Origin of the sequence: Limnohabitans sp. 2KL-51 (genome assembly GCF_003063645.1) — a bacterium.
Taxonomy (GTDB): domain Bacteria; phylum Pseudomonadota; class Gammaproteobacteria; order Burkholderiales; family Burkholderiaceae_C; genus Limnohabitans_A.
On sequence record NZ_NESJ01000003.1, the window covers coordinates 86418 to 112351 of the forward strand.

Annotated in this window: 27 protein-coding genes; 18 read left to right on the top strand and 9 right to left on the bottom strand. The window is 59.0% G+C overall.

The features are described from left to right. Positions 1–5: 5 nt before the first annotated feature. The 8 genes from B9Z49_RS03525 to B9Z49_RS03560 all read right to left on the bottom strand — a co-directional run bounded on the left by B9Z49_RS03525 (position 6) and on the right by B9Z49_RS03560 (position 7234). On the bottom strand, positions 6–887 hold the full coding sequence (locus tag B9Z49_RS03525; protein ID WP_108352062.1) for a sugar phosphate isomerase/epimerase: 882 nt from the start codon (positions 885–887) through the stop codon (positions 6–8). A gap of 94 nt (positions 888–981) precedes the next feature. Beyond that, positions 982–1857: a 4-hydroxyphenylpyruvate dioxygenase gene (locus B9Z49_RS03530; protein WP_108352063.1), complete on the bottom strand. Its 876-nt coding sequence runs from the start codon at positions 1855–1857 to the stop codon at positions 982–984. A gap of 21 nt (positions 1858–1878) precedes the next feature. After that, the gene (locus B9Z49_RS03535) at positions 1879–2712 is read right to left on the bottom strand and encodes a shikimate dehydrogenase (protein ID WP_108352064.1); all 834 of its coding nucleotides are present in this window, start codon (positions 2710–2712) and stop codon (positions 1879–1881) included. Between the two features lie 154 nt (positions 2713–2866). Beyond that, positions 2867–3862, bottom strand: coding sequence for a TRAP transporter substrate-binding protein (locus tag B9Z49_RS03540; RefSeq protein WP_108352065.1), 996 nt, complete (start codon positions 3860–3862; stop codon positions 2867–2869). A gap of 91 nt (positions 3863–3953) precedes the next feature. Beyond that, positions 3954–5231, bottom strand: coding sequence for a TRAP transporter large permease subunit (locus B9Z49_RS03545; RefSeq protein ID WP_108352066.1), 1278 nt, complete (start codon positions 5229–5231; stop codon positions 3954–3956). Positions 5232–5248: 17 nt separating this feature from the next. Then, complete coding sequence (locus tag B9Z49_RS03550; RefSeq protein ID WP_108352255.1) at positions 5249–5782, bottom strand: TRAP transporter small permease; 534 nt, start codon at positions 5780–5782, stop codon at positions 5249–5251. 99 nt (positions 5783–5881) lie between these two features. Further along, positions 5882–6643, bottom strand: a complete 762-nt coding sequence (locus B9Z49_RS03555; RefSeq protein WP_108352067.1) for a TetR/AcrR family transcriptional regulator — start codon at positions 6641–6643, stop codon at positions 5882–5884. Positions 6644–6724: 81 nt separating this feature from the next. Beyond that, positions 6725–7234, bottom strand: a complete 510-nt coding sequence (locus B9Z49_RS03560; RefSeq protein ID WP_108352068.1) for a MarR family winged helix-turn-helix transcriptional regulator — start codon at positions 7232–7234, stop codon at positions 6725–6727. Between the two features lie 119 nt (positions 7235–7353). Here B9Z49_RS03560 and badH point away from each other — a divergent pair, with 119 nt between their 5' ends. The 12 genes from badH (at position 7354) to B9Z49_RS03620 (ending at position 18506) form a co-directional block, all read left to right on the top strand. Further along, positions 7354–8121, top strand: coding sequence for a 2-hydroxycyclohexanecarboxyl-CoA dehydrogenase (badH, locus tag B9Z49_RS03565; protein WP_108352069.1), 768 nt, complete (start codon positions 7354–7356; stop codon positions 8119–8121). A 34-nt stretch (positions 8122–8155) separates the two neighbouring features. After that, entirely contained in the window at positions 8156–8938 is a 783-nt protein-coding gene (gene badI / locus B9Z49_RS03570) for a 2-ketocyclohexanecarboxyl-CoA hydrolase (protein WP_108352070.1), read from the top strand. A gap of 225 nt (positions 8939–9163) precedes the next feature. Further along, positions 9164–10015: a branched-chain amino acid ABC transporter permease gene (locus B9Z49_RS03575; RefSeq protein WP_108352071.1), complete on the top strand. Its 852-nt coding sequence runs from the start codon at positions 9164–9166 to the stop codon at positions 10013–10015. Positions 10016–10031: 16 nt separating this feature from the next. Continuing rightward, the gene (locus B9Z49_RS03580) at positions 10032–11012 is read left to right on the top strand and encodes a branched-chain amino acid ABC transporter permease (RefSeq protein WP_108352072.1); all 981 of its coding nucleotides are present in this window, start codon (positions 10032–10034) and stop codon (positions 11010–11012) included. Between the two features lie 18 nt (positions 11013–11030). Further along, positions 11031–11750 (top strand): ABC transporter ATP-binding protein, encoded by a 720-nt coding sequence (locus B9Z49_RS03585; protein ID WP_108352256.1) that lies wholly within the window; start codon positions 11031–11033, stop codon positions 11748–11750. Next, a complete protein-coding gene (locus tag B9Z49_RS03590) occupies positions 11747–12451 on the top strand; it encodes an ABC transporter ATP-binding protein (RefSeq protein ID WP_108352073.1) in 705 nt (234 codons plus the stop codon). Before B9Z49_RS03585 ends, B9Z49_RS03590 begins: the two co-directional genes overlap by 4 nt. A 75-nt stretch (positions 12452–12526) precedes the next feature. Next, entirely contained in the window at positions 12527–13714 is a 1188-nt protein-coding gene (locus tag B9Z49_RS03595; RefSeq protein ID WP_108352074.1) for an ABC transporter substrate-binding protein, read from the top strand. Between the two features lie 108 nt (positions 13715–13822). Then, the gene (locus B9Z49_RS03600) at positions 13823–14326 is read left to right on the top strand and encodes a PaaI family thioesterase (protein ID WP_108352075.1); all 504 of its coding nucleotides are present in this window, start codon (positions 13823–13825) and stop codon (positions 14324–14326) included. Positions 14327–14344: 18 nt separating this feature from the next. After that, a complete protein-coding gene (locus tag B9Z49_RS22495; RefSeq protein ID WP_108352076.1) occupies positions 14345–14599 on the top strand; it encodes a MaoC family dehydratase N-terminal domain-containing protein in 255 nt (84 codons plus the stop codon). A 266-nt stretch (positions 14600–14865) separates the two neighbouring features. Beyond that, complete coding sequence (gene aliB, locus B9Z49_RS03610) at positions 14866–16023, top strand: cyclohexanecarboxyl-CoA dehydrogenase (RefSeq protein WP_108352077.1); 1158 nt, start codon at positions 14866–14868, stop codon at positions 16021–16023. A gap of 36 nt (positions 16024–16059) precedes the next feature. Beyond that, entirely contained in the window at positions 16060–17715 is a 1656-nt protein-coding gene (gene aliA, locus B9Z49_RS03615) for a cyclohexanecarboxylate-CoA ligase (RefSeq protein WP_108352078.1), read from the top strand. Positions 17716–17729: 14 nt separating this feature from the next. Beyond that, entirely contained in the window at positions 17730–18506 is a 777-nt protein-coding gene (locus B9Z49_RS03620) for an enoyl-CoA hydratase (protein WP_108352257.1), read from the top strand. 190 nt (positions 18507–18696) lie between these two features. Here B9Z49_RS03620 and B9Z49_RS03625 read toward each other — a convergent pair whose 3' ends face one another. Beyond that, a complete protein-coding gene (locus tag B9Z49_RS03625) occupies positions 18697–19623 on the bottom strand; it encodes a helix-turn-helix domain-containing protein (protein WP_108352079.1) in 927 nt (308 codons plus the stop codon). Between the two features lie 105 nt (positions 19624–19728). On the opposite strand from B9Z49_RS03625, the gene B9Z49_RS03630 reads away from it, so the two are divergent. The 6 genes from B9Z49_RS03630 (at position 19729) to B9Z49_RS03655 (ending at position 25752) form a co-directional block, all read left to right on the top strand. Beyond that, positions 19729–20547, top strand: coding sequence for an SDR family NAD(P)-dependent oxidoreductase (locus tag B9Z49_RS03630; protein WP_108352080.1), 819 nt, complete (start codon positions 19729–19731; stop codon positions 20545–20547). A 10-nt stretch (positions 20548–20557) separates the two neighbouring features. Beyond that, positions 20558–22258 carry an FAD-dependent oxidoreductase gene (locus tag B9Z49_RS03635; protein ID WP_108352081.1) on the top strand — a complete coding sequence of 567 codons (1701 nt, stop codon included), beginning with the start codon at positions 20558–20560 and terminating at the stop codon, positions 22256–22258. Between the two features lie 36 nt (positions 22259–22294). Beyond that, the gene (locus B9Z49_RS03640) at positions 22295–23095 is read left to right on the top strand and encodes an SDR family NAD(P)-dependent oxidoreductase (protein WP_108352258.1); all 801 of its coding nucleotides are present in this window, start codon (positions 22295–22297) and stop codon (positions 23093–23095) included. Positions 23096–23206: 111 nt separating this feature from the next. After that, positions 23207–23998: an SDR family NAD(P)-dependent oxidoreductase gene (locus tag B9Z49_RS03645; RefSeq protein WP_108352082.1), complete on the top strand. Its 792-nt coding sequence runs from the start codon at positions 23207–23209 to the stop codon at positions 23996–23998. A gap of 1 nt (position 23999) precedes the next feature. Further along, positions 24000–24779, top strand: a complete 780-nt coding sequence (locus B9Z49_RS03650) for an SDR family NAD(P)-dependent oxidoreductase (RefSeq protein ID WP_108352083.1) — start codon at positions 24000–24002, stop codon at positions 24777–24779. 91 nt (positions 24780–24870) lie between these two features. Then, entirely contained in the window at positions 24871–25752 is an 882-nt protein-coding gene (locus B9Z49_RS03655) for an NAD(P)-dependent oxidoreductase (RefSeq protein WP_108352084.1), read from the top strand. The last annotated feature ends 182 nt before the right edge of the window (positions 25753–25934 follow it).

The window sequence follows — 25934 nt, forward strand, 5'->3', positions numbered from 1 at the left end:
GCAAGTCAAGCCCTGCGCCGTGTCCATTCAGGCAGCGGCGCGGCTTTGTGCAGCACATCCTGGTGCAACCAAGTCGCGCTTTTGCGGGCCCGCTCGGCCACGGTGTCCAGCGGCAGTTGCTGGTAATCGTCGTTGAAGACCTCAAAGCTGTAGTCGCCCCGGTAGCCGATGCGGTCCAGGCGCAGCACCAAATCGGCCAACTGTTCGCTGTGTACACCCTCACCCGGAAACACGCGGAAAGTGCGCGCCGTGGTCATGCGCTCTTCAAAAGTCGGGGTTTCTTGCCACATGAAGTCTGACAGTTGCACCAAAAAGATTTTGGACGGATCCAGTTCTTCGATGGCGTCCAAGGAGGTCTTGGCCGCAAAGATGTGGAAGGAGTCGATGCCAATGCCGAGGTTGGGGCAGTCGGCGCGGCAGACCACGTCCCAACTGGTGGTGAATTCGTTGACGGTACGGCCCCAAGACAGCGCTTCGTAGGTGATCTGGATGCCCAGCGGCACCGCCAGCATAGCGAGTTTTTTCAGGTCGGCGGCGATGGCGTCGAGGTCTTGTGTGGCATGGCGAGAAGTGGACGAGCATGCGAGCAAGACCTTGCTGCCAGTAGCCGCGCACATCTGGAGCATCGATTTGGCGATGTCGAGTTTGTAGCTGTGCAGGTGTCCCGACAAGCCTTCAAAATCGCGCAGCACCTGAAAACCCGTGGGCCGCATGCCGCTGGCCTGCACTGCTGCCACAGCAGCTTGCACACCCCCGGGGTGCGTGACCAAATCGCGCGCCATCAACATCACCTGAGAAAAGCCTGCGCCCTTCATGGCGGCCAGCTTGGCCTCCAGGGTGCCCGCCATGGTGATGGTGTCCATGCCGTAACCGTCGAGCATGCTCATGGCAGGTCTCCCGCAGGGCCGCCCCAAGGGAGACCGACGCCCCCTTGGGGGGCAGTGAATACACGAAGTGATGAACGTGGGGGCTTCATTTTTTTCACTGGTGAACCAGTTCAAAAGCGACCGAGCCCAGCGTAGCGCGGGTGAGCGCACCCCGGTCCTCGGGGTGCAGCTGGGTCGATTCGACAAACTCCACGCCTCGCGCCTTGAGCGTGGCCACCGCCAGCCCCACATCGGGCACGCCAAAGCCAATGCGCTGCAAGCACTCGGGGCTGTCGTCGGCGTCCATCCAGGGCTCGGGCTCCACCAGTTGCCATAAGAAGCTGCCGCAAGGGCTTTTCATCAGCTTGCCCTTGGGCAAGATCCCAAAGCGCTCTTCATCGGGAATGCTGCTGAAGTCGAACATGTGTTCGTAATAGGTCTGCCAGTCGGCGCTGCGCGCCGCACCGATGTACTGCACCACGCCAAAGTAGCTCATGCCAGCCAGCGCAGGAGGGTTCGGGTCCACGGTGGGGATCGGCTTGAAGTCGATGTCGTAGATGGAGAATTCTTGCCAGCGGTCCACAAAGTAAAAACGGCTACCGCCTGGGCCGTGGATGGCAGGGATGTGCAGCTCCATCGCTTGGGCGTGGCTGTCCACGTTCCATGCACCCAAATCCAGGCAGCGGGTGTGCGCCTTCAGGGCGTCTTGCACCCGAAAAGCCACGGCCGAGATCGCGGGCTGGCCATCGACCGTGCCGCTCACGCGGGCATCATCCGGGCTGGCGTTCACCACCAGGTTCATGCTCCCCTGGCGGTACAGCGTCACCTCGCGCGAGCGGTGACGGGCCACCGGGCGAAAGCCCATGTTTTCGAGCACCTGACCCAGAGCCTGCGGGCGGCTAGTGGCGTATTCGATGAATTCAATGCCCGCGATGCCCAATCGATTGGGCATGTCGGGAACGGCTTCGCGGTTGGCAGGTTTCAGGGTCATCTCAAGGCTCCAGTCGGGCAATCAATAACTCAGCTTTGCCACACGACGCAGGACTTCAGCCGTGGTGGTGGGCAGGCCAAAAAATTCCAGATAAGCAGGGATTTGCTCGTAAAGCATGTCGGTGCCCACCTGAGTTGGGCAGCCACGTGCTTGGGCCGCCGCCAAAAATGCCGTGGTCTCGGCACGCATCACCACCTCGCCCACAAAAGTGTCGGGCGACAAGCGCGACACATCCAGGGGCAGCGGATCGCCTTCGTTCATGCCCAAGGGTGTGGCGTTGACAACCAGGTCATGCCCCGCCGCATCATTAGAGCTGGTACGCACATCGATTTGCGGGTAGTTATCCCTGAGCCGCTGGGCCAGCGCTTCGCAGCAAGCGGTGTTCACATCGAACAGGCTGATGGCCGCAATGCCTGCGCCCGCGAGTGATGCTGCAATCGCGCAACCCACGCCCCCTGTGCCGACGACGAGCACGCGTTTACCCATCAGGCCAAAACCCTTGCGCTGCACACCGCGCACAAAACCGGCACCGTCAAACATGTCTCCCACCAGGCGACCATCGGCCAAACGCTTGACCGCATTGCAGGCTCCGGCCACGCGCACGGTGGCGGTCACTTCATCGAGCAAACCCACCGTGCTGACCTTGTGCGGCATGGTGATCAATGCGCCCCGGATGTTTTCCAGCGTGAACACAGACTTGAGGAAAGCCGGGTAGTGCTCGGCTGTGCAGCCCATTGGCACCACCACCGCGTTGATCCCCGCCTCGTTGAAGTACGGGTTGTAAATCATCGGTGACTTGAAGGTGTGCGTGGGGTAACCGATGTGGGCGATGAGTTCGGTATGGCCGTTGATCATGGGCTAAAGGGAAAAAGACCCGCATCGTCAATGCCTGCGGGCTGAAGAAACCAGAAAATACCTCCCTGCATGCGGAGGCCGGGTCCGCTGCAGCACCAGGCTGCAGCGGGTCTGTCTCAAGCCTGAGCCACGGCGCATGCCGTGGCCTTGGGGCTTACTTGCGCAGCTTGGTCAGCTCGGCTTGCAACTCGGCCACGGTGGCGGCAATCGCCTCGCCGTGCTTGGCAATCACAGGCTTCATCTTGTCGCGCAAGATGGCCACTTCAGCGGCGGGCAAGGTGGTCACTTGCATGCCGTTTTTCTTCAGGTTCTCCAGCAAACTGGCTTCCTGGGCGCGCGCTTGGGTGCGCTGGAACTTGGAGGACTCGGCAGCCGCGTCGCTCAAGATTTTCTTTTCAGCGGCGGACAAGGTGTCCCAGAACTTCTTGCTGATCACCACCGACTGGGGGTTGTACTGGTGCCCAGTCAGGACCATGTGCTTTTGCACTTCGAAGAGCTTGGCGCCGTTGATGGTGGCCACCGGGTTTTCTTGGCCGTCCACAGCTTTTTGCTCCAGTGCAGCGTACAGCTCAGGGAATGGCAGCGGTGTGGGGTTGGCACCCAGCGCCTTGACCCAGTCCACGTTGATCGGGTTGGGGATCACGCGCAGCTTCAGGCCATCGATGTCCGACACTTTGTTGATGGCGCGGCGGCCGTTGGTCACATGGCGAAAGCCCAGCTCATAAAAGCCCAGACCCACCAGACCTTTTTCTTCCAGTTTGGCGTGCATTTTCTTGCCAAAAGCACCGTCCACCACGGCATCTGCTTCTTGGCCGCTGGCGAACATGAAGGGGAAATCAAAGACTGAAAAATCGCGCACTTGTGAGGCAAAGATGCCCGAGTTCATCGAGGCCATCTCCAAAGTGCCGCCTTGAATGGCCGACACGTTGGCCTGGTCGCTGCCCAAAGCGCCAGCGGGGAACACGTTGACCTTGAGCTTGCCGCCGGAGTTTTTCTCGACGATTTCCTTGAACTTTTCCATGCCCTGAATGATGGGGTGACCCGCAGCATTCTGGTTGGCGAACTTGATGGTTTTGTCTTGCGCCGATGCCACACCCAAAGCCGCCAAAGCGACGGTCGCGATCAAGGACTTGATGAATACACGTTTCATGAGCTGTCTCCAAAATAAAGTGAATCGGACGTACGCTTGAAATCGAGTGGCTTGTCGTCTGGCGTACCCGGTCAGACGTCAAACCGGGAATTCAATAGAACCAGCGGGCTGGCACCATGACCAAAGCCGGGAAGGCCACCATCGCGAACATGATGGTGAACTGAGCGATCATGAAAGGCATCACGCCCCGGGTCACCTCGTCCATGCTGATTTTTCCGACACCGGCCACCGCGTTGAGCACCGTGCCCACAGGCGGCGTGATCAGGCCAATGGCACAGTTGATGATGAACAGCACGCCGAAGTAAATGGGGTCGATGCCTGCTGCCTTGACCACCGGCATGAGCACCGGGGTCAAAAGCAAAATGGTAGGTGTCATGTCGAGCGCGGTGCCGATCACAATGATGATCACCATGATGGTGAACATGAGCAAACGGGGGCTGTCCAGCAAGGGCTGCAGAAACTCGATCAACTGTGCGGGCAAATTGGCCACTGTGATGAGCCAGGCCGACACCATGGCTGCGGCCACCAAAAACATCACCACTGCGCTGGTTTTGGCCGAGCTCACAAACAAGGGATACAGGTCTTTCAGACCCAGTTCGCGGTAAACGCAGGTGGAGATGAACAAGGCATAGACCGCTGCCACCACCGCTGCTTCGGTGGGTGTGAATACGCCAAACTTCAGGCCAAACACCACGATGAGCGGCATCACCAGGGCCCAAGTGGCTTCGCGCATGGCCACGCCAATTTCTCGCAGGGTTTTGCGCGGCGGCACCTGCACCAACTCGCGCCGCGCCAACCACCACCAAGTGACCCACAAGGAGGCACCCAACATGATGCCCGGCACGATACCGGCCATGAACAGTTTGGAGATGGACACATTGCCTGCCACACCAAAGATCACAAAGCCAATGCTGGGCGGAATCACCGGGGCGATGATGCTCGCCGAGGCAATCAAACCCGCCGAGCGGGCCCGGTCATGACCGGCTGCCACCATCATGGGCAAAAGCAAGGCCGACAGCGCCGCCGCATCGGCCACAGCCGAGCCCGACAACGCCGCCATGATCACGGCCGCCATGATGGTCACATAACCCAGGCCGCCCTTGATGTGGCCCACGCAGGCCATTGCAAAGTTCACGATGCGGCGCGACAAGCCGCCTGCATTCATGATCTCGCCGGCCAGCATGAAAAACGGCACGGCCAGCAAAGGGAAACTGTTGGCGCCTTCGAGCAGGTTTTGCGCGAGGATCTGCGCATCGAACATGTTCAGGTGCCACATCAGCGCCACGCCGCAGATCAAGAGCGAAAACGCAATCGGGATGCCAATGGCCATGGCCCCGAGCAGAGAAAAAACAAAAATAGCGATCGTCATGTCAGTCCCTTGTGCGCTCAGGCTTTGCCGCCGCCATGGGGCGACTCTTCGGATTCCTGAACCATGACCAGGTCTTCATCGCGCACTTGGCCGGTGAGCAAACGAAACAGATCGGTCAGCAAGATCAGGCCGCCCAACACCGCAAACACCACCCCGGGGGCATACACCCATGCCATGGTCACTTCCATCACAGCACTGGTGCTGCCCAGGTTGATCACGGTCTGCTGGTAAGCCCCTTTGAACAGCAGCCAGCAGATGAACAACATGGCCAGGTAGGACAAACCAAGGCAAAACTTCTTGCCTGCAGGGCCAAGCCGGCCCAGCAACATGTCGGTGCCCAAGTGACCGTGCTCCTTCAAGGCAACGACCGCGCCCATGAAGGTCATCCAGACGAACAACCAGCGTGACAACTCCTCTGACAAGGTGATGCCTGAGTTGAAACCGTAGCGCATGACCACATTGCCAAAGACCAGCAACACCATCACGGCCAAACACAGGGCCATGACGACGTTCAGGACTTTGCAAAAACCATTGATGAATTTTTGAACCAACACACGACTCCGAAAATGGGTTATCGATAATGTACGAACTGGTTAGTTTTCATGGATCCGTGATTACCCTGATGTTTTAGTGACATTCAAACTTAACTGTTATGCCGAAATGGTATGACTGACAAAACGCAGGATCAACTCGACCACATGCACCCTTTTGAGGGTGTTGGCTTTGTCCTGGCTGGCCCGGTCCTGAAAAATCAGGCCAAAGGTGTGGCGGTTGGAGACGTTGAAAAACGTGAACGCCGAAATCGCCGAGTGAATGTCCACCGGGTCCAGCCCTGCCCTGAACACGCCCTGCGCCACGCCGCGGTCGTACACGGCCTGGACGGACTGAATGGCATTGGAGTTGAGCGCCTGAATGCTCTGGCTTTGCCGCAAATAGTCACCGCGCTGGATGTTCTCGTTCATCACCAGACGGATGAAGTCTTCGTTGTCGCGGTGGTGGTCGTAAGTGAACTCCACCAGCTTTTGCAGTGCCTGCTCAGGCGGCAGGTCGTCCAGGTGCAGGTCAGACTCGATGGCGCGCATGCGGCGATAAGCCTCTTCGAGCACCGCCAGGTACAAGCCGTCCTTGCTGCCGAAGTAGTAATAGATCATCCGCTTGCTGGTTCGCGTGGCCGCTGCGATCGCGTCGATGCGCGCGCCCGAGAGGCCCTTGTCGGCGAACTCGTGCGTGGCCACAGCCAGGATCTCGGCCATGGTGCGGGCGGGGTCGTTGGTGCGACTGGTTTCTTTGGTCGAATCGGCTTCATTGCCTTGGCCAACAGATTCCGAGAGGCCCGGCCCCTTGGCTTGGACAAGCGTTGCTGAGGCGCGCTGACTCGTCGGATGCAGTTCTGAATGAGCTTGAGCTTTCATATTCGCAAATGTACCAGCGGGTCCATTAATGAAGCAAAAGTGGGGCCTGATGCTCCCTCATGCCAACACCCCACCCTGACCTCAATCGTCCATGGCCGCATCCTCAGGCACGGCGTTGTCAATTTTTTCCATGTTGTCCAGCAACTTCAAAAAGTAATGCAGGGTGTGGGCCATGTCGCCCATAGAAAAATCCTGTAGCGCCTGCTCGTAATAAGCCTTGATCTTGGGCTTCGCCAGGTCCAGCCAAACATGCCGACCTGAGTCGGTCATGACCACCAAGCGCGAGCGTCTGTCACGTCCGTCGGTGCTGATGGCGATGTGGCCGTCACGCGTCATGCGGGTGATCAGACCGGAAAGATTTTGGCGGCTGACCATCAGATAGCGCGCCAGTTCGCCCACCCCCATGCCTTGTGCCGCCTCGGGTCGCGACAAGGCCCCCAGCACCGCCCACTGCTGCGTGGTCAGTCCCTCGTCCTGCACCGCTCTGCTGCCTGTTTTGTGCAACATATTGGCGCATTGATACAACTTGAAAAAAATACGGTTGGCCAGTTCCATTCGGGCATCACTTAATTTATTCATAGGGAAAACCATAGGATATTAAACATGGAAAAGCATTGAGTGGGGATATCGGAAACCCCATAATGAGACAACATATTGACATATAAAACCAAATCCATTTATTCACTCTATTCTATTTTCAGGAGAACCTCATGAAAGACCTCAAAGGCAAAACAGCAATTGTGACCGGTGGCGGCGGTGGCATAGGCGGGGCCGTCAGCCGCCGTTTTGCACAGGAGGGTGCCCAAGTCGCCGTTTTCGACATGAACATGCAATCAGCTCAAAAAGTCGCTGAAGGAATCATGGCTGCCGGTGGCGTTGCCATGGCTTTTCAGTGCGATATCACCGACCGCGAGCAGGTCGACGCTGCGATTGCTGCCGCTGAAAGCCTGCTCGGCCCCATCGACATTCTGGTCAACAACGCCGGTTGGGACATCTTCAAACCCTTCACCAAGACCGTGCCTGCTGAGTGGGACAAGCTGATCGCCATCAACCTCACAGGCGCATTGCACATGCACCATGCCGTACTGCCTGGCATGGTGGCGCGAGGCGGTGGCCGCGTTGTCAACATCGCCTCTGACGCAGCCCGTGGCGGTTCGTCTGGCGAAGCGGTTTACGCCGCTTGCAAGGGCGGTCTGGTCGCCCTGTCCAAAACCTTGGCACGCGAGCACGCCCGCCACAGCATCACCGTCAACGTGGTCTGCCCTGGCCCAACTGACACCTCTTTGCTGGCGGGCTTTGCCGAAGGCGCAGCCAACCCAGAAAAGCTGATGGACGCCTTCAAAAAAGCCATTCCACTGGGCCGAATTGGCCAGCCCGACGATTTGGCCGGTGCCATCGTCTTCCTGAGTAGCGGCGACGCCTCCTTCATCACAGGCCAGGTCATCAGCGTGTCTGGTGGCTTGACCATGCACGGCTGATCGGCCACCCCGCACTATTTTTTTGGAGAACTCCATGCAATTCGAAGACATCCTGTACGAAAACCGCAACGGCGTGGCCTGGATCACGATCAACCGCCCCGAGAAGATGAATGCTTTTCGCGGCACCACCTGCGACGAACTCATCAAAGCCTTGAACAAGGCGGGATACGACCGCGACATCGGCTGCATCGTTTTGGCCGGTGCCGGTGACCGTGCTTTCTGCACAGGCGGCGACCAGTCGGCTCACGATGGCAACTACGACGGCCGTGGCACCATTGGTTTGCCCATGGAGGAACTCCACACCGCCATCCGTGATGTGCCCAAACCCGTGATCGCCCGCGTGCAAGGTTTTGCGATTGGTGGCGGCAACGTGCTGTGCACCATCTGCGACCTGACCATTTGTTCTGACAAAGCCATCTTCGGCCAGGTCGGCCCCAAGATGGGATCGGTCGATCCGGGCTACGGCACCGCCTTTTTGGCGCGCGTGGTCGGTGAAAAGAAAGCCCGTGAAATCTGGTACCTCAACAAGCGCTACTCAGGTCAAGAGGCCGTGGACATGGGTCTGGCCAACATCTGTGTGCCGCACGAGCAGCTCGACGCCACCGTACAGGAATGGGCTGAGACCATCTGTGAGCGCAGCCCCACGGCGATTGCCATTGCCAAGCGCAGTTTCAACATGGACACCGCGCACCAGGCGGGCATCGCTGGCATGGGCATGTACGCGCTCAAGCTGTACTACGACACCGAAGAGTCGCGCGAAGGCGTGAAGGCCTTGCAGGAAAAGCGCAAGCCCGACTTCCGCAAGTACGCCAAATAAGCGCCGAACTGGGGACAGCAAGTCAAGGTGATCGTTGCGTTCACTAAGGGCCCTAAAGCCCCGATCTGTATCAGGGTCGACTTGCTACCCAAAACCGATTTATAGCCACCGTGCTGGTGTTGACGAAACGGATTGAAACAGAACTATGAAGAGTTTCACAAAAAAGAGGCCTTTTCAGGCGGCTCTCGCCGACTTCAGAAATAACCTCTTACAAGGAGACAAGACATGCTGACCATTAACTTGTTCAACGGCCTGGTGTACGGGTCCTTGCTCATCATCATGAGCTCGGGCCTGGCGTTGATCTATGGTCTACGACGCGTGGTGAACTTTGCCCACGGTGCTTTGTACATGCTCGGGGCTTACATCGGCTTTACCGTTGCCATGCAAAGCAATTTCTGGGTGGCGTTGGTGGTTGCTCCGACGGCCATGGCCATCTTCGGTGCACTGCTGGACCGTTATGGTTTTCGTTTGTTGCAAGACCGTGAACCTCTGAGTGTGATGCTCGTGACTTTCGGCCTGTTGCTGATTCTGCAAGACTTGGTGGTGTTCATCTGGGGCAAGGCCAACCACTCCCTTTTTACCCCTGAGTTGTTGAACTTCACGGTGGATCTGATGGGCAATCAGGTGCCAGCCTACCGTATTGGTGTGATCGTTGTCGGTCTGACGGTCGCTCTAGGCCTCACGCTGTGGCTTCGCTTTTCACGCGTCGGTTTGTTTGTTCGTGCGGCCAGCACCGACCCAGTGACCACCTCAATGCAGGGTGTCAATACTGACGCGATCAGCGCTGGCGTGGTTGGCCTGGGCAGCGCGCTGGCCGGTCTAGCAGGTGTCGTCGCTGGCCCGTTTTTGTCGCTGACACCGCACATGAGTTCGGATGTGTTGATCGACTCGTTTGTGGTGGTGGTGATTGGCGGCCTCGGCTCGCTCGCAGGAGCCTTCATCGCTGCGTTACTGCTGGGGATGATGCAGGCCATTGGCGCGGTGTACATGCCGCAGGTGTCGGTGCTATTGCCCTTCATCTTCATGATCGCCATCTTGATCTGGAAGCCGTCCGGTCTGGCCGGTAGCCGCACTTAAATCCGGAGCAAGCATCATGCGATTTTCCCGAATTTTGATGTTGGCGCTGCTGGCTTTAGTGGCGGGCGTGGCAATTGCCTTTCTCACACCCTCCAGCAGTTTGCTGGGCTTGTTTGCACAGGCGGTGATCTATGCCATCTTCGCACTCGGTGTGGGGGTGTTGTTGCGCCAAAACGGCTTGACCAGTTTTGGCCATGCACTATTTTTTGGCGCTGCCGGTTACGCCATGGGCGTGATCCTGACACTGGACTGGTTTAGTGCCGAAATCGCCATTTTCGTGGTCTTGCTGGGCATTGGCGTTCTGGCGTTTCTGATCGGCCTCGTCATTGTGCGTGTGCCAGGTATCGCCTTTGGCATGCTGACGCTGGCCATAGGGCAAATGGCCTATTTGCTGGCCACCCGCTCTCGCGGCCTCACGGGCGGTGCGGACGGCATGAGCATCCCCTGGCCCAGCACCTTGTTTGGGGTGAAGCAGTCGGTACTTCTAAAGCCTGACGTGTTGTTCCTGATCGTCTGGACCGTGTTGATTGTGGTGACGCTGGCCGTGGTGTGGCTCTTGCGCACGCGCTTTGGCTCCATCACTGAGGCTGTTCGTGACAACGAAGAGCGCGCCCGCTTCATCGGCATCACCACCACCGTGCCTCGCGCTTTGGTGTATGCGATGTCGGCGGTGGTCACAGGTGTGGCGGGCGTGATGTCTTCACTCAACACAGGATTCATCTCGCCAGAAAGTCTGCACTGGAGCGTCTCGGGCATAGCCCTGGTGATGGTGGTGGTGGGCGGTTTCAAGTCGGTCATCGGTCCCATTTTGGGCGCCATCGTGTACTTCCTGTTCAAGGAATTGTTGGGCGATTTCGCCACCTACTGGATGGCGATTTTCGGGGCCGCCCTGATCGCCGTGATTGTGTTCTCGCCAGATGGCATCGCAGGGGCTTTGGAGCGCCTGATGAAGCCGCGTCACACGAGAGCTAACGCCACCAGCAAGTCAGGTCATTGAACCTTCATGGAGAAACGCATGACTTCTTATGTGCTTGAAACACGGGACGTAGCCATTCATTACGGCGGGGTCAAGGCCCTCGATGGCGTTTCACTGACGCTCGGGAAAGGGCAAATTCTCGGCCTGATTGGCCCTAACGGTGCGGGCAAATCGACGGTGATTGACGCCATCACCGGACGCCGCCCGCTGACACGCGGTCAGGTGATTCTGGACGGCCAGGATGTGAGTCAGCTTGGTGCGGTGGAACGACGCCGCCTGGGGCTGTCGCGCAGCTTTCAGCGCACCAGTATTTTTGGTGGCATGCCGGTGCGAAAACAGGTGGAATTGGCCTCTTACAAGATGGGCATGAGCGACTCGGCAGCCGATGCCGAAGCCGTTTTGGAAGAACTGGACCTGGCCCGCTTGGGCAATGTGATGGCCGAAGACCTGGGCTATGGCGAACAACGCCGCTTGGACCTGGCGCTGGCCTTGGTGGGTCGACCCAAGATGCTGATGTTGGACGAACCCATGGCGGGCTTGTCGGTCAAGGAGTCGCACGACTTGGCCCAGCACTTGAAAGCGCTGACCTCACGCTGGGAGGTATCGGTATTGCTGGTCGAGCACGACATGGATGTGGTGTTTGGCATCTCCGACGTCGTCACTGTTTTTGAATTAGGCCGCGTCATCGCCAATGGCGCACCCGCCCAAGTGCGCGCCGATCCTCGGGTGCGCGAAGCTTATTTGGGAAGCTCAGCATGACCAACCTCCTCGAACTTGACAACGTCAATGCCTTTTATGGCTCGGCCCACATCCTGCACGACCTGAGTCTGAATGTCCGTGCGGGTGAGCAAGTGGCCCTGATCGGGCGCAACGGGGTGGGCAAGACCACGGTGGTCAACACCATCTTAGGCCTGGCCCAAATGAAGGGCGGTCACATTCGCATGGGTGGCAAAGAGATCACTCAACCTCGCCCCTATGTCGCAGCCCAACATGGCATGGCGGTGGTGCCGCAGGGACGTCGCATCGTGGCCAACCTGACGGTAGAAGAAAACTTGCTGCTGGGTGCGGCCACCGGCCGCAAAGGTCCCTGGAATGTGTCAGAAATCTACAAGCTGTTTCCTATTTTGCAAGAGCGCGCCCACACACCCGGAACGGCCTTATCGGGTGGGCAGCAGCAGATGCTGGCGGTCGGCCGAGCGCTCATGGCCAACCCCGATTTGATCTTGCTGGACGAACCCACCGAAGGTCTGGCCCCAGTGATCGTGGATCAACTGGCCGGCACCTTCCAGCGGGTGGCTGACCAAGGCACCTCTGTGCTGCTGATTGAGCAGAACCTTAGCCTTGTGGTGCGCGTTGCGCACCGCTACCTGGCGATGGCCAAGGGCAACGTGGTCGCGCAAGGCCCGGTGTTGAATAGTCCAGAGGGCTTGAAAGACATCGAGCAACACATTTTGGTGTGAGGCAGGCGCAAGCCCACCTCATTTTTTGTAAGCAGAGTGCCATTGATTGGCCATTTTTCAAATCAAGGAGACTGTATGTTTCAACGTACAAAAATTCATCAACTCATCGCACTGACCACCTTAGCCGCCACCATGCCGCTGGCCGCACTGGCCCAAGCCAAAGACCCGGTGCGCCTGGCGCTCATCACATCCAAGTCCGGGGGCTTTGCCACCATGGGCGCTGACGTGGCCAACGGCATTCGTTTCGCGGTGGAAGAAGCCAACGCCCGTGGCGGCGTGGATGGGCGGCGCGTTATCGTGGCCGAAGGCGACGACGAGAGCACACCCGACGCAGGCCGTCGCGCTGCAGAAAAACTCTCGCGCGAAGGCCACAACCTGATCATCGGACCAATCAGCTCGGGCATATCTTTGACCATCAGCCAGAACCTGAGCCGCTGGGACGCCGCCCTGATTGGTACCATCAGCAAGGCGGACCGCTTGACAGGCGACTCCTGCAACACACGCTTCATCCGCACCAACCACTCGGATGCGATGGACATGGCCATGGTCAATGACTGGCTCAAAGGCGTTCCTGGCAACAACTTTGCCATCATGGCCGCCGACTACCTTTGGGGCCAGGATTCGGCCAAAGCCTTCGAATCGGCCGTAACGGCACAGGGCAAGAAAGTGGCGCTCAAGCTGATGGTGCCCATGGGAACCAAAGACTACGCGCCCTACATCCAGCAGCTCAAGGCCGCCAAGGTTGACGCCATCTGGACCGCCGAAGTGGCCGGTGCCATCGCATTCACCAAGCAAGCGTCTGACTTCGGCCTGATCCCGCAAACCCCGCTGATCGGCCACGCCCTGTTGTCTAACTTCGTGATCAACGCCACCGGCAACGCCTTGACCAATGTGCCAGGCAACGTGGGCTTCACTCCCGACATCGATACCCCGCAAACCAAAGCCTTTGTGAGTGCCTTCAAGGCCAAGCACAACCGCTTGCCATCTGATACCGAAGGCCAGGCTTACAACGGTGCCATGGTGCTTTTCCAAGGTGTGACTTTGGCCAAGAGCGTCAAGCCCGAAGACGTGACCAAGGCGCTGCGTGGTGCCACGGTGGACACCCTGTACGGCAAAGCGCCGGTGCGTGCGGCCGACAACCAGATGGTGATCCCCAACTATGTGGCCCGCGTCAAGACAGCCGACGGTATGTTGCGCCCTGTCATTGAGCGTTCTTTCCCAGCCTCGATCACACCTGCAGCCTCGCCTGCTTGCAAGATGTAATGAACTGGGCTGTCTTTGTGCCGCCTTTGAGCGGCATTTAAGCGGTTCTGTCCACCTGCATCACAACTGTCTGTTGTGGTGCAGGTCATTGTGTGAGAGGGTGTTGAAATGAGTGCTCCTGCAGATTCGCTGCAAGACCGTGCAGCCCCACTTATGGTTTGCTACTGCTGCGGCCCGGCGCACCCCACGGGGCTGCGCATCAAGAGCCATTGGGACGCATCTGGCCAATTTGTCGTGCTGCGCCACACGCCCCGTCCTGAGTTCACCGGCTTTCCGGGTCTGGTCTACGGTGGCTTACTGGCCATGCTGGTGGATTGCCACAGCGGATGGACAGCCATGGCCTGGCATTACCGCCAAGAGCAACGCCCCCCAGAAAGCAGCCCCGCCATCCAATGTGTCACCGGCAATCTGAACATCGACTACCTTAAGCCCACCCCCATGGGCGTGGAACTGCTCCTCAAGGCCTGGGTCGATGGGCCACTGGCCCGCAAATCCAAAGTCATGTGTGAAATTTGGGCCGGCGAGGTCCTCACTGTGCGCGCAGACACGGTGTTTGTGCGGGCCGACACAGAGCGCCTGCGCGCCCTGGCGCACCGACCTTCTGGCTTTTGAGATGAGCCCACACACCCGATGAAGGACGCCCGGAACCAAGGCAGTTGGCTTAGTCCGTTTGAGGGCCATGCTGCTCGCCCCCGTTTGCAGGCTTTCGATCAGGCTATAGGCCAAACCGACCCTCTGAACTACGGTGTCCAAGCTGCGCAGGCCATGGGGCATCCGGATCTGCTCATTTCCCCCAATTGGTTTTTGGGTCTCGAATGGGGGCCCCACAACCAACCGCAGGAGCTCAAAGTAACAGGCTGCGCCTTTGTTGCCCCTGCCTCCTGAGCCGCTGAATGGCCTAGCCTGCGAATGACAATGTGTGTCAGAGCGCGACCAATACTCAACTTCGTGGCTTTGCTTAATTGAATCAATATGTTGTCTCAATTTTGAATAAATTTACTGACCGAAACGATCGAAAAAAAGTTCCAACCCTTTTTTATTGGGGTTAACGATAAGTTTTGTGATTTCAAAATGTCTTGAAGACTTTCATTAAAGAACTCTAGAATAGGACAACATATTTACATATAAATCAGATACCGGATCGAGAAACCATGAACCCCAATCCCTACATCAACGAAGACCTGCAGGCACTGGCCGAGACCGTTCGTCGATTTGCCGATGAAAAGATCAAGCCCGGCTTTCTGGAGCGTGACAAGACGCGCGAGTTTGACTGCACCTTGCTGCGCGAGATGGGCGAGTTGGGCTTCATCTGCCCCGAGGTCCCAGAAGAATTCGGTGGCCTGGGTATGGGTTGCGTGGCTGCAGGCGTGATCCACGAGGAAATCGCCCGAGCCGACCTGAGCTTTTCGTATCTGAACCTGTTGGCCTCTCTGAACAGCCAGATCCTCTACAAATACGGCAATCCAGAAGTGGTGCGCCCCTGGCTCGACAAGATCCGCGAAGGCCGCGCGATTTGCGCGATTGCCCTGACCGAGCCGCGTGGCGGTTCGGACGCGGCCAATCTGCGTTTGCGGGTCGAACGCGACGGTGACTTTTACGTCATCAACGGCGAGAAAACCTCGATCTCTGCCGCCGATCAAGCCGACATCACCGTGGTATTTGGCCGCACCGGCACACCCGAGTCGGGCGCGCACGGCGTCACCGCCTTGCTGGTGCCCATGGACACACCAGGCCTGAGCACCAGCCGCTTTGACTGCCATGGCCAGCGCTCGATCGGCCGCGGTTCCATCTTTTTCGAAAACGTGCGTGTGCCTGCAAGCCACCGCTTGGGCGACGAGAACAAGGGCTTTGTGCAGGTCATGCACGGGTTTGACTACTCGCGATCGCTGATCGGCCTGCAGTGCTTGGCCGTGGCACGCGCGGCCCTCGATGAAACCTGGGAGTACATCACCCAGCGCCAGGCCTTTGGCCAGCCGCTGTCGGCCTTCCAAGGCGTCACCCACCCACTGGCCCAGTACGACACCGAAGTCGAAGGTGCGAGACTGGTCTGCCTGCAGGGCTTGTGGCTCAAGGACCAAGGCTTGCCTCACTCCGCCGAGGCTGGCATGGCCAAGTGGTGGGGCCCCAAGCTGGCTTATGACGTGATCCACCAGTGCCTGCTGTGCTTTGGCCACGGCGGCTACGACCGCGGCCTGATGGAGCAACGCCTGCGCGATGTGCTGGGCTTTCAGATCGGGGACGGCACGGCCCAGATCATGAAAACAATCATTGCGCGCACCCGTGCCGGTCGCAAGAACGTGCCCGCCTGACATTCAAAAAAACATTTCGCCCCCAAGGAGACCCACATGGAATTCGATGCCGTTTTATTGCCCGCCCGCCGTGCCCCGATGATCGCCCAAGGCCTTTGGCACGACCGCACCATCAACGGCGAACTCGACGCCTGCTTGGCCGCCTGCCCGGACAAGCTGGCCCTGACCGCCTACCGCGTCGAAGCCGGCGATGTGAAGCACTTCACCTACCGCGAACTGTCGAAAATGGCCGACCGCATCGCTGTGGGCCTGACGCGCCTGGGTGTACAAAAGAACGACATCGTGGCCTGCCAGTTGCCCAACTGGTGGCAATTCACCGTGACTTATCTGGCCTGCTCGCGCATCGGTGCGGTCATCAACCCGCTGATGCACATCTTCCGGGAGCGCGAGCTGAACTTCATGCTCAAGCACGGTGAAGCCAAGGTCATCATCGGGCCCAAGACCTTCCGGGGTTTTGACTTCGAGCAGATGATCACGGCCATTCAGCCAGGCCTGCCTGACCTGAAACACATTGTGGTGATCGACGGCCAGGGCGCCAACAGCTTCGAGGCCCTGCTCAGCGGCCCTGAATGGGAAAAGGAAGCCGATGCGGCTGCCATCCTGAGCGCTCACCGTCCCGCCCCGGACGACATCACCCAGCTGATCTACACCTCTGGCACCACCGGCGAGCCCAAGGGTGTGATGCACTCGGCCAACACCGTGATGGCCAACATCATTCCTTATGCACAGCGCTTACAACTCGATGCCGAAGACGTGGTGCTAATGGCCTCGCCTATGGCGCACCAAACCGGCTTCATGTACGGCCTGATGATGCCTATCATGCTCAAGGCCAGTGCCGTGTTGCAAGACATCTGGGAGCCCAAGAAGGCGGTGGAGATCATCAACACCGAAAAGGCCAGCTTCACCATGGCCTCAACACCCTTCCTCTCCGACTTGACCCGCGCGGTTGTCGAGGGCAAGACTCCCGTGCCCACGCTCAAGACCTTCTTGTGCGCCGGTGCCCCCATCCCCGGCCCGCTGGTGGAGCAGGCCCGCGCGGCGCTCGGCACCAAGATCGTATCCGCCTGGGGCATGAGCGAAAACGGCGCTGTGACACTCATCCAGCTGAACGACTCTGACGAACGCGCTTTCACTACCGATGGCCTCGCATTGCCCGGCGTGGAACTCAAAGTGGTGGAGATCGATGCTTCTGGACCCGCACTTCCTGCGGGCACGCCCGGCAAGTTGTATGTGCGTTCGTGCTCCAACTTTGGCGGCTACCTCAAGCGCCCACACCTGAACGGCACCGACGCGCAAGGCTGGTTTGACACCGGTGACCTGGCCCGCATGGACGAGCAAGGCTACATCCGCATCACCGGCCGCAGCAAGGATGTGATCATCCGTGGCGGTGAGAACATACCGGTGGTCGAGATCGAATCGCTGCTGTACCGCCACCCCGCAGTGGCCATGGCGGCCATCGTGGCCTACCCTGACGAGCGACTGGGCGAGCGCGCCTGCGCCGTGGTGGTGACCAAGCCCGGTCAAAGCATGGACTTGCCCGAAATCGTGCGTTACCTGAAAGAAAACAAGGTGGCTATTCAGTACATTCCCGAGCGCCTGCAGGTGATGGATTCCATGCCCGCGACGCCCTCGGGCAAGATCCAGAAGTTCAAGTTGCGCGAACAACTTCAAGCCATGCTGACCCCAGGCTGATGGTCACCCGCACCATGACCGAGCCCACCATCCTCACCGAAACCCATGGCCGCGTGGGCCTGATCCGCCTGAACCGTCCTGCGCAACTGAACGCCCTCAACGACGAGTTGATGGACGCGCTAGGCGCGGCCCTGCTGGCTTTTGATGGCAACGCCGACATCGGAGCCATCTTGATCACCGGCAGTGACAAAGCCTTTGCCGCCGGTGCCGACATCGCCGTGATGGCGGACTGGTCCTATATGGATGTTTACCAAAGGGGCTTCATCACCCGCAATTGGGAAACCATCCGCCAAGTGCGCAAGCCGGTGATCGCAGCGGTGGCCGGTTTTGCCATGGGTGGAGGCTGCGAACTGGCCCTGGCCTGCGACATCATCGTCGCGGCCGAATCGGCTAAATTCGCCCTGCCCGAAATCAAGCTGGCCATGCTGCCTGGCGCTGGGGGCACGCAACGACTTCCTCGCGCCGTGGGTAAGGCGAAGGCCATGGACATGTGCCTGTCGGCCCGCATGCTGTCGGCTCAAGAAGCGGACCGCTATGGCCTGGTCTCGCGTGTGGTGCCTGACGCGGAACTGCAAAACACCGCTTTGAAACTGACCACACAGATTGCGGGCTACTCCTTGCCCGCGCTCATGGCCATCAAGGAATCCGTCAACCGCGCCCACGAGAGCAGCCTGAGCGAAGGCATCCTTTTTGAACGGCGCGAGCTGCATGCCCGCTTTGCCAGCAGCGATGCGCACGAAGGCATGCACGCCTTCCTTGGCAAACGCCAACCTGTTTTCCAGCACCGTTGATTGAATGTCTGAAATAGCCACTTTTGCTAGGGCTGAATCTTTGAACCACGTCATTCAATTGAAGTACGACAAGCGCCAAGTGCAGCGAATAGGGGTGCGTCTCCAAAAACCTGCATGTGTGCCAGACGGTCAAATCAGTACGCCGCATGTGCAGCAACTGCAAACTCCCGGCCACCTTTGGCGAAGGTGCTCAGAAATGTGTCTGAACATCAATGCCCATCTGCGCCAAAGACTTGGCACGGTAAGCCTTGGGGGTCATGCCGATGTGCTTGCGAAAGAAACGGCTGAAGTAAGCGTCGTCCTCAAAACCGAGTTCGGAGGCCAGTTGTTTGATGGGCAAAGCGGTGTAAACCAGTTCGCGTTGCGCTTCCTGAATCAAGCGGTCATTCATGACCTGCAGGCTCGATTTGCCCAAGACCTCACGACACAGGCGCGAGAGTTGCCCCACCGTCACGCCGACCTGGTTGGCATAGGTTTGCAAGGAATGCTCGGAGCGGAAACTTTTGTCGATCAAGCTGCGGAATTTTTCGATTTGCCGCGCCTTGCGCGAGATGCTGTAGTGGGTTTGGGTGTCCGTCAGATCGGACAATTTGCAAATGCGGTGCACTTGCACCATCAGGGCCAACAACAAAGACGTACCTGCGGCCACCTGACCTTCAGCCGGTGTGTGCGACTCTTGCTCCAGCGCCAAAAACAAGGGCATGAGTTGGTCGATGTAGCGCATCTCCGACTGCAAGGAGAGCAAACGCGGGGTGCGTATGGTGTCCAACAAGGGCGGCATCATCAACGCCGCCGCCGATTCCAGTGCCTTTTGCATGGCCGTGACCACCGGGCCATTGGTGTCTTGAGAAAACCGGAACCCGTGCACATGACCTGCCGGGATCAACATCACGCAGGGCGCATGCAGTGTTTGCTGAACATGCTCAATCTGTACATCCACATGCCCCTCTGTGAGGTAAAGCACCTGGATGAACGAATCGTGTCGATGGGGATGGATCAGCCAGTTGTACAAGGTCGAACGCTGCGGAATCCATTCGAAATTGAAAGCAGCCGAATCTTCATGCCGGCTCGAATCGCCATACAAATCGTAATTCGGGATTACCCTAGAAACCACCATTTTTACGCTCCAGTTCGCACGAATTGTCCTGTTATTCGATCGAATCGTCAAAAATTTTCTCGACCCTCATTCCAACAATGTTTGACATAGATCAGGAATAAGGACATGAACATGAGTGGAGACAAAAGCTGGCTTGAGTTGGACGACCGCGTGTGTGTGGTCACCGGCGCCGCCAGCGGCATCGGCGCATCGGTCGCCGAGCGTTTGACGCAAGTGGGGGCGCGCGTGGTGCTGCTTGATCGCGATGCACAGGGCTTGAGGCGCATGCAAGATCAACTGCAAGCGAAAGGCGCGAAGACCTTGGCCGTGACCTGTGACATCAGCGATGCGGCCAGCGTGCAGGCCGCCGCAGAAAAAGTCCTGTCCACATGGGGCACCGCCTATGCGCTGATCAACAACGCGGGACTGCTGCGTTCTGGCGGTTTGGCCGACGTAAGCTTGGACGAGTGGAACGAAGTGCTGGCGGTCAACCTGACTGGCTACCTGCTGTGCGCCCGCGCCTTCGGTGCGGCCATGCGTGCTGCCGGTGAAGGCTGCATCGTCAACGTGGCGTCCATCTCGGGCCTGTTCCCGCAAAGCCACAGCGGTGCCTACAGCGCCAGCAAGGCCGGCGTGCTGCTGATGTCACGTCAGATGGCCGTCGAATGGGGCCCGCAAGGCGTGCGCAGCAACGCGATTTGCCCCGGCATGATCCGCACCGCTTTGTCGGCCAAATTTTATGAAGAGCCTGGCTTTGAGGCCAAGCGTTCAGCCGTCACAGCCAGCCGCCGCATCGGCGAGCCGCAAGACATCGCCGATGTGGCGGTGTTTCTAGCCAGTCCACGCTCGGGCTACATCAACGGCGCCGAGCTCGTTGTCGATGGCGGCATGTCCTGCATGTTGATGGACATGGTGCCGCGTCCTGGCTACAACCAAACCGCTTGAGGAGACAAAGATGACAAGCCATTTCGATTGTGATTTGCTGGTGGTGGGCTCTGGAGCAGCAGGTTTGTCTTGCGCGATCACGGCCAAAAAACGTGGCCTGGATGTGCTGGTCATCGAGAAAGAACCCGTGTTCGGCGGCACCACCGCCCTGTCGGGTGGCGTGCTCTGGATCCCCCTGAACGCGCATGGCCGCAAGCAAAACCCACAAGACACGCTGGATGCCGTGCGCACTTACATGATGCAAGAGACCGGCACTTACTACGACGAAGCGGCGGTCGCCGCTTTCATGGATCAAGGTCCGAAGATGGTGGACTTTTTCGAGCGCGAGACCGAGATGAAATTTATTCCTACGCTCTATCCGGACTACCACCCCGACGTGCCAGGTGGCGCTGCCATTGGTCGCTCGATCCTGGCGCAGGCCTATGACATCCGAGGTCTGGGCAAAGACATGCCGCGCTTGAAGCCCCCGCTCAAGACCATCACCTTCATCGGCATGATGTTCAATTCCTCCAATGCGGATCTCAAGCATTTTTTCCAATTCACGAAGTCACTGACGTCCTTTTTGTATGTGGCCAAACGCCTGGTCAATCACATCAAGGAACTGGCGCTGTACCAACGCGCCATCAACGTGACCAGCGGCAATGCGCTGGCAGCGCGTCTGGCCAAATCGACGCTGGACTTGGGCATTCCCATCCTGACCTCAACACCAGCCAAGCGAGTTTTGACCGAGAACGGCCAGGTGGTCGGCATGCTGGTCGGCGGCGAAGGTGGTGACCGCGAGATCCGTGCACGCCGTGGCGTGGTACTCGCTTGCGGTGGCTTTCCGCAAGACGTGCAACGCATCGCCAAGGCTTATCCGCACCTGCAAAGTGGCGGGGAACATCTCTCCCCTACCCCCGAAACCAACACAGGCGATGGCGTGCGCATGGCCGAGACCGCCGGTGCCGATGTGGACTTGCGCTTGAAAGATGCAGCCGCCTGGATGCCGGTGTCCAAAGTGCCATTTGGAAACGGCGAATTTGGTGTCTTTCCCCACTTGCTGGACCGCTACAAACCCGGCGTGATTGGCGTGCTGCGAAACGGCAAGCGCTTCACGAACGAATCGAACTCGTACCACGATGTGGGCGTGGCCATGATCGAGGCCTGCAAGGGTCAAAAGGAAACCGTGATGTGGCTGGTCTGTGACAAGACCACCTTGGGCAAGTACGGGTTGGGCTTCGTCAAACCTGCGCCCATGCCTTTTGGCAAATACATCCGCAATGGTTACCTCTTTGAGGGCAAGACATTGGCCGATCTGGCGCAGGTCACCGGCATTGATGCGGCCGGCCTGGAAGCCACCGTGCACGAATACAACACCGGTGCCGTCAACGGTGTGGACGAACAACACGCCCGCGGCACCACCGCCTTCAACCGCTATCTGGCCGACCCCAACCACCAACCCAACCCCTGTGTGGCACCGGTTGAAAGAGGTCCGTTCTATGCGGTCAAACTGTTGATGGGCGACCTCGGCAGCTTCGATGGCATCCAGACCAGCGTGGTGGGTGAAGTCAAGAAAAGCGATGGCTCGGTGATCCCGGGTCTATACGCCGTCGGCAATGACCGTGCCAGCATCATGGGCGGCAACTACCCGGCCGCCGGCATCACACACGGCCCCAATATGGTGTTTGCCTATGTGACGGCCAACCACATCGCGGACAAGGTGGGTGCCTGAAATGAACACACTCATCAAGCCGGTATGGAGCGCAGCATGAGCGGCGCACCTGTGGCCATCGTCACCGGCGCGGCCGATGGCATTGGCTGGGCCACGGCACAGCAGTTGGCCCATGCGGGATGGACCGTGGCCTTGTTCGATTTGAACGGTGCGCTCGCGCTTGAACGTGCGCAGGCCCTGGGTGCCCAGCACTCGGGCTGGTCCTGCGATGTGACCAATGCGGACACGGTGCAAACGCGTGTCAGCGATGTGGTGGCACGCCATGGCCGCATCGATGGACTGGTCAACAACGCCGGGATCGCCGATCAGACCGCCCCGACTTTGCAGCAAGACATCGTCGCTTTTGACAAGGTGTTGTCGGTGCATTTGCGGGGTGTGTTTCTCATGTCCCAACAGGTGATCGCGCAGATGACCCAGCAGCCGCGTGATGCACGCGGCATCCGAGGCGCCATCGTGAACATCGGCTCCATCGCCAGCTTTGGCGGCATTCCCGGTCGCAATGCTTACTGCGCGGCCAAGGCCGGCGTGCTCGGCATGACCCGGGCTCTGGCCAGCGAATGGGCGCGCCGTGGCATACGCGTGAATGCCGTGGCACCCGGTTATGTGAAGACCGCCTTAGTGGCCAACCTGGTCGAGCGCGGTGCCATCGATGCCCAGGCAATTGCCCGCCGAACCCCCATGGGGCGCATGGCCGCCCCCGAAGAAATTGCCCAAGTGATCGCCTTTTTGGCCTCACCCCTTGCCAGTTACATCACCGGTGCGGTGTTGCCGGTGGACGGTGGCTGGACCGCCTTGGGTGCGCCCGAGGCGGCACTTGGCCCCCTTGAAGAAGATTAAAAAGGAGACAAACCAGATGTTGACGATCAATTTATTCAACGGCCTGGTCTACGGCGCATTGCTCTTCGTGATGAGCTAAGGCCTAGACGGCTTTTTTACCCGAGACAAAAAATGCATGTTTTAGTAACTGGCGCGACTGGGGGAATTGGCCGAGGCATCTGCGAGGTGCTGGCCTCGCAGACCACACAAGAACTGAAGCTGACTGTGGCCAGCACACAAAACGGCGAACGCCTGTCGGCCTTGCTTCAGGCCCTGCGTGACATGGGCTTACAGGCTCAGGGTGTAGTGGGCGATGTGACACGCCCCGAGGATGCAATGCGAATGGTGCAAGAGGCCCTGATGGTCCATGGCGATCTGGACGCCTTGGTCTGCGTGGCGGGCGCATCAGGGCCTGGCAAATTGGCCGAATTGTCGGTCGAGCAATGGGACTTGACCTTCAACCTCAACACCCGCTCGGTGTTCCTGATGGCACAAGCGGCATACCCGTCGCTCAAGCGCACAAGAGGCAGCATCACCGCCATTGCTTCCATGTCAGGCTTGCATCCGCATCCGGGCTATGGCGCTTACTCGCCGGCCAAAGCAGCACTCATCATGCTTTGTCGTCAATTGGCACAAGAGTGGGGGCCAGAAGGTATTCGAACCAATACGGTATGCCCGGGCATGGTCCGAACCCCGCTGACCGAGGCGGTCTACCAAGACGCCGACACCAAAGCGCGGCGCGAAGCCCTGGTTCCCATGGGGCGCATCGGCCGGCCCGATGACATTGGGCAAGCCGTACATTACCTGATCAGTGCGGGCGCAAGCTACGTCAATGGTCAAAACCTCGTGGTCGACGGTGGCGTAGCCGACCACATGCTGACCATGATCCCGGGACGCCCCGGCAAACCACCCACGAAAGATTGACATGAATTCAACTTATCTCTCGCAATCGTTTGGCCTGCAAGGTCGCACCGCTTTGATCACCGGCTCGGCCAGAGGCATTGGCTTGGCCATCGCCACGGCACTGGGACACGCCGGAGCACGCGTGCTGATCAACGACCTTCAAACGCAAGCCGCAGACGATGCTGTGTACAGCCTGCAGGTACTGGGCATTGAGGCGCGTGCGGCCTGCTTTGATGTCGCTGATATGGCAGCTGTTCAGACTGCAGCGCAAGCACTGGACACCGCAGGCTTGACGGTCGACATCCTGGTGAACAATGCAGGCAACCAAAATCGCAAAGCCCTCGTGGAGATGAGCCGGGAAGAATGGCAAAAAATCCAAGACGTGCATGTGGGCGGTGCGTTCAACTGTTCTCGCGTGTTTTTGCCCGGCATGTGCACACGGGGTTTTGGCCGAGTCGTCATGACCTCGTCGGTTTCGGGCCAGTCCACCATGCCGCTCATTGGCGCTTACTCCACAGCGAAGGCTGCTTTGGGGGCCATGGCCCGCGCCATCGCTGTGGAGTACGGCGCCAGCGGCATCACGGCCAATGCGATTGCCCCCGGCTTTGTCCGTACCGAATTCACAGCGGGTCTGCAGCAGCGCGAAGGTTTTGAGGATTTCTTGCGCCAAGAAGTGCCACAAGCTCGTTGGGCCACGCCAGAAGACGTCGCCCCTGTCGTCTTGTTTCTGGTGTCCCCTGCAGCGGGGTATGTGAATGGCCAGACGCTGGCGATCGATGGCGGCTTGCTGGCCCAGATGTGAAACTCTCAAAAGCGAAACACGCGAAGCTTCAGATGTGACAGGACTGGCGCTTGGTACATTCCATACTTGCAAGCAATCACTTGGAGCAAGCATGAAAAAAATCGGCATGATCGGCATTGGCATGATGGGCCATGGCATCGCGAGCAACTTGCTCAAGCACGGGCAAAGCCTGTCGGTGCTCGAACACCCAGGCAACCAGCCGCTGGACGCACTGCTGGCCGCTGGCGCACGCACCTGCACCACGCCCCAGGCACTCGCCGCACAGTCGGATGTGATCATCCTGTGCGTGACGGGCACGCCACAAGTTGAGGCGGTGTTGCTGGGCGAAGACGGTGTCTTGAAGGGCATGCGCCCGGGCACCATCGTCATCGACTGCTCGACTGCCGTGCCCTCCTCCACCGAAAAAGTGGCGGCCACGGTGATCGCCCAGGGCGGGCAGTTTCTCGACTCGCCCATGACGCGCACCCCCAAAGAAGCCGCCGAGGGCCGCCTGAACTTGTTGGTGGGTGGCGATGCGGCCTTGTTTGAAAGCTGCAAACCCATCCTGGCCTGCTTTGCAGAAAACATCGTGCACACCGGCCCGATTGGTTCGGGCCACCGCATGAAGCTGTTGCACAACTACGTGTCGCTTGGCACCGTGACGCTGCTGGCCGAAGCCGCAGCCTGCGCACAACGTGCGGGCGTGGACGCCCACACTTTTGTGGAAGTGCTGTCCAAAGGCGGCGGCTGGGGCGCTGCGCTCGACCGCCTCAAACCCACTCTGACGTCTGGTGACACCTCGGGCCTGCGGTTCAGCATGCGCAACGCGCTCAAAGACTTGAGTTATTACAACCAGATGGCCATCGACACCCACGCCGACCACACCGTGGCTCAAGCGGTCAAAAATACGCTGGAGACCGCTTGTAAGGAAGGCGATCCGAATGCGCTGGTGCCTGAGCTGGTAGCGCTGCTGGTCAAGCGTCCAAAGGCCTGACCCTGGATAACCATCGCGTCAGAACCATTGGATTCGCGTGATTGGATTGCGGGTCTGAAAAAAGGTCTCCACATCACTGAGACTTTCGACGCTGCACACCCGTGCCTGAGTGCCACCGAAAAGGGCGAACGCTTCGGTATGACGGTCTTCAAGTCATTGGCTGGTCCTTGCAAGACAAGCCT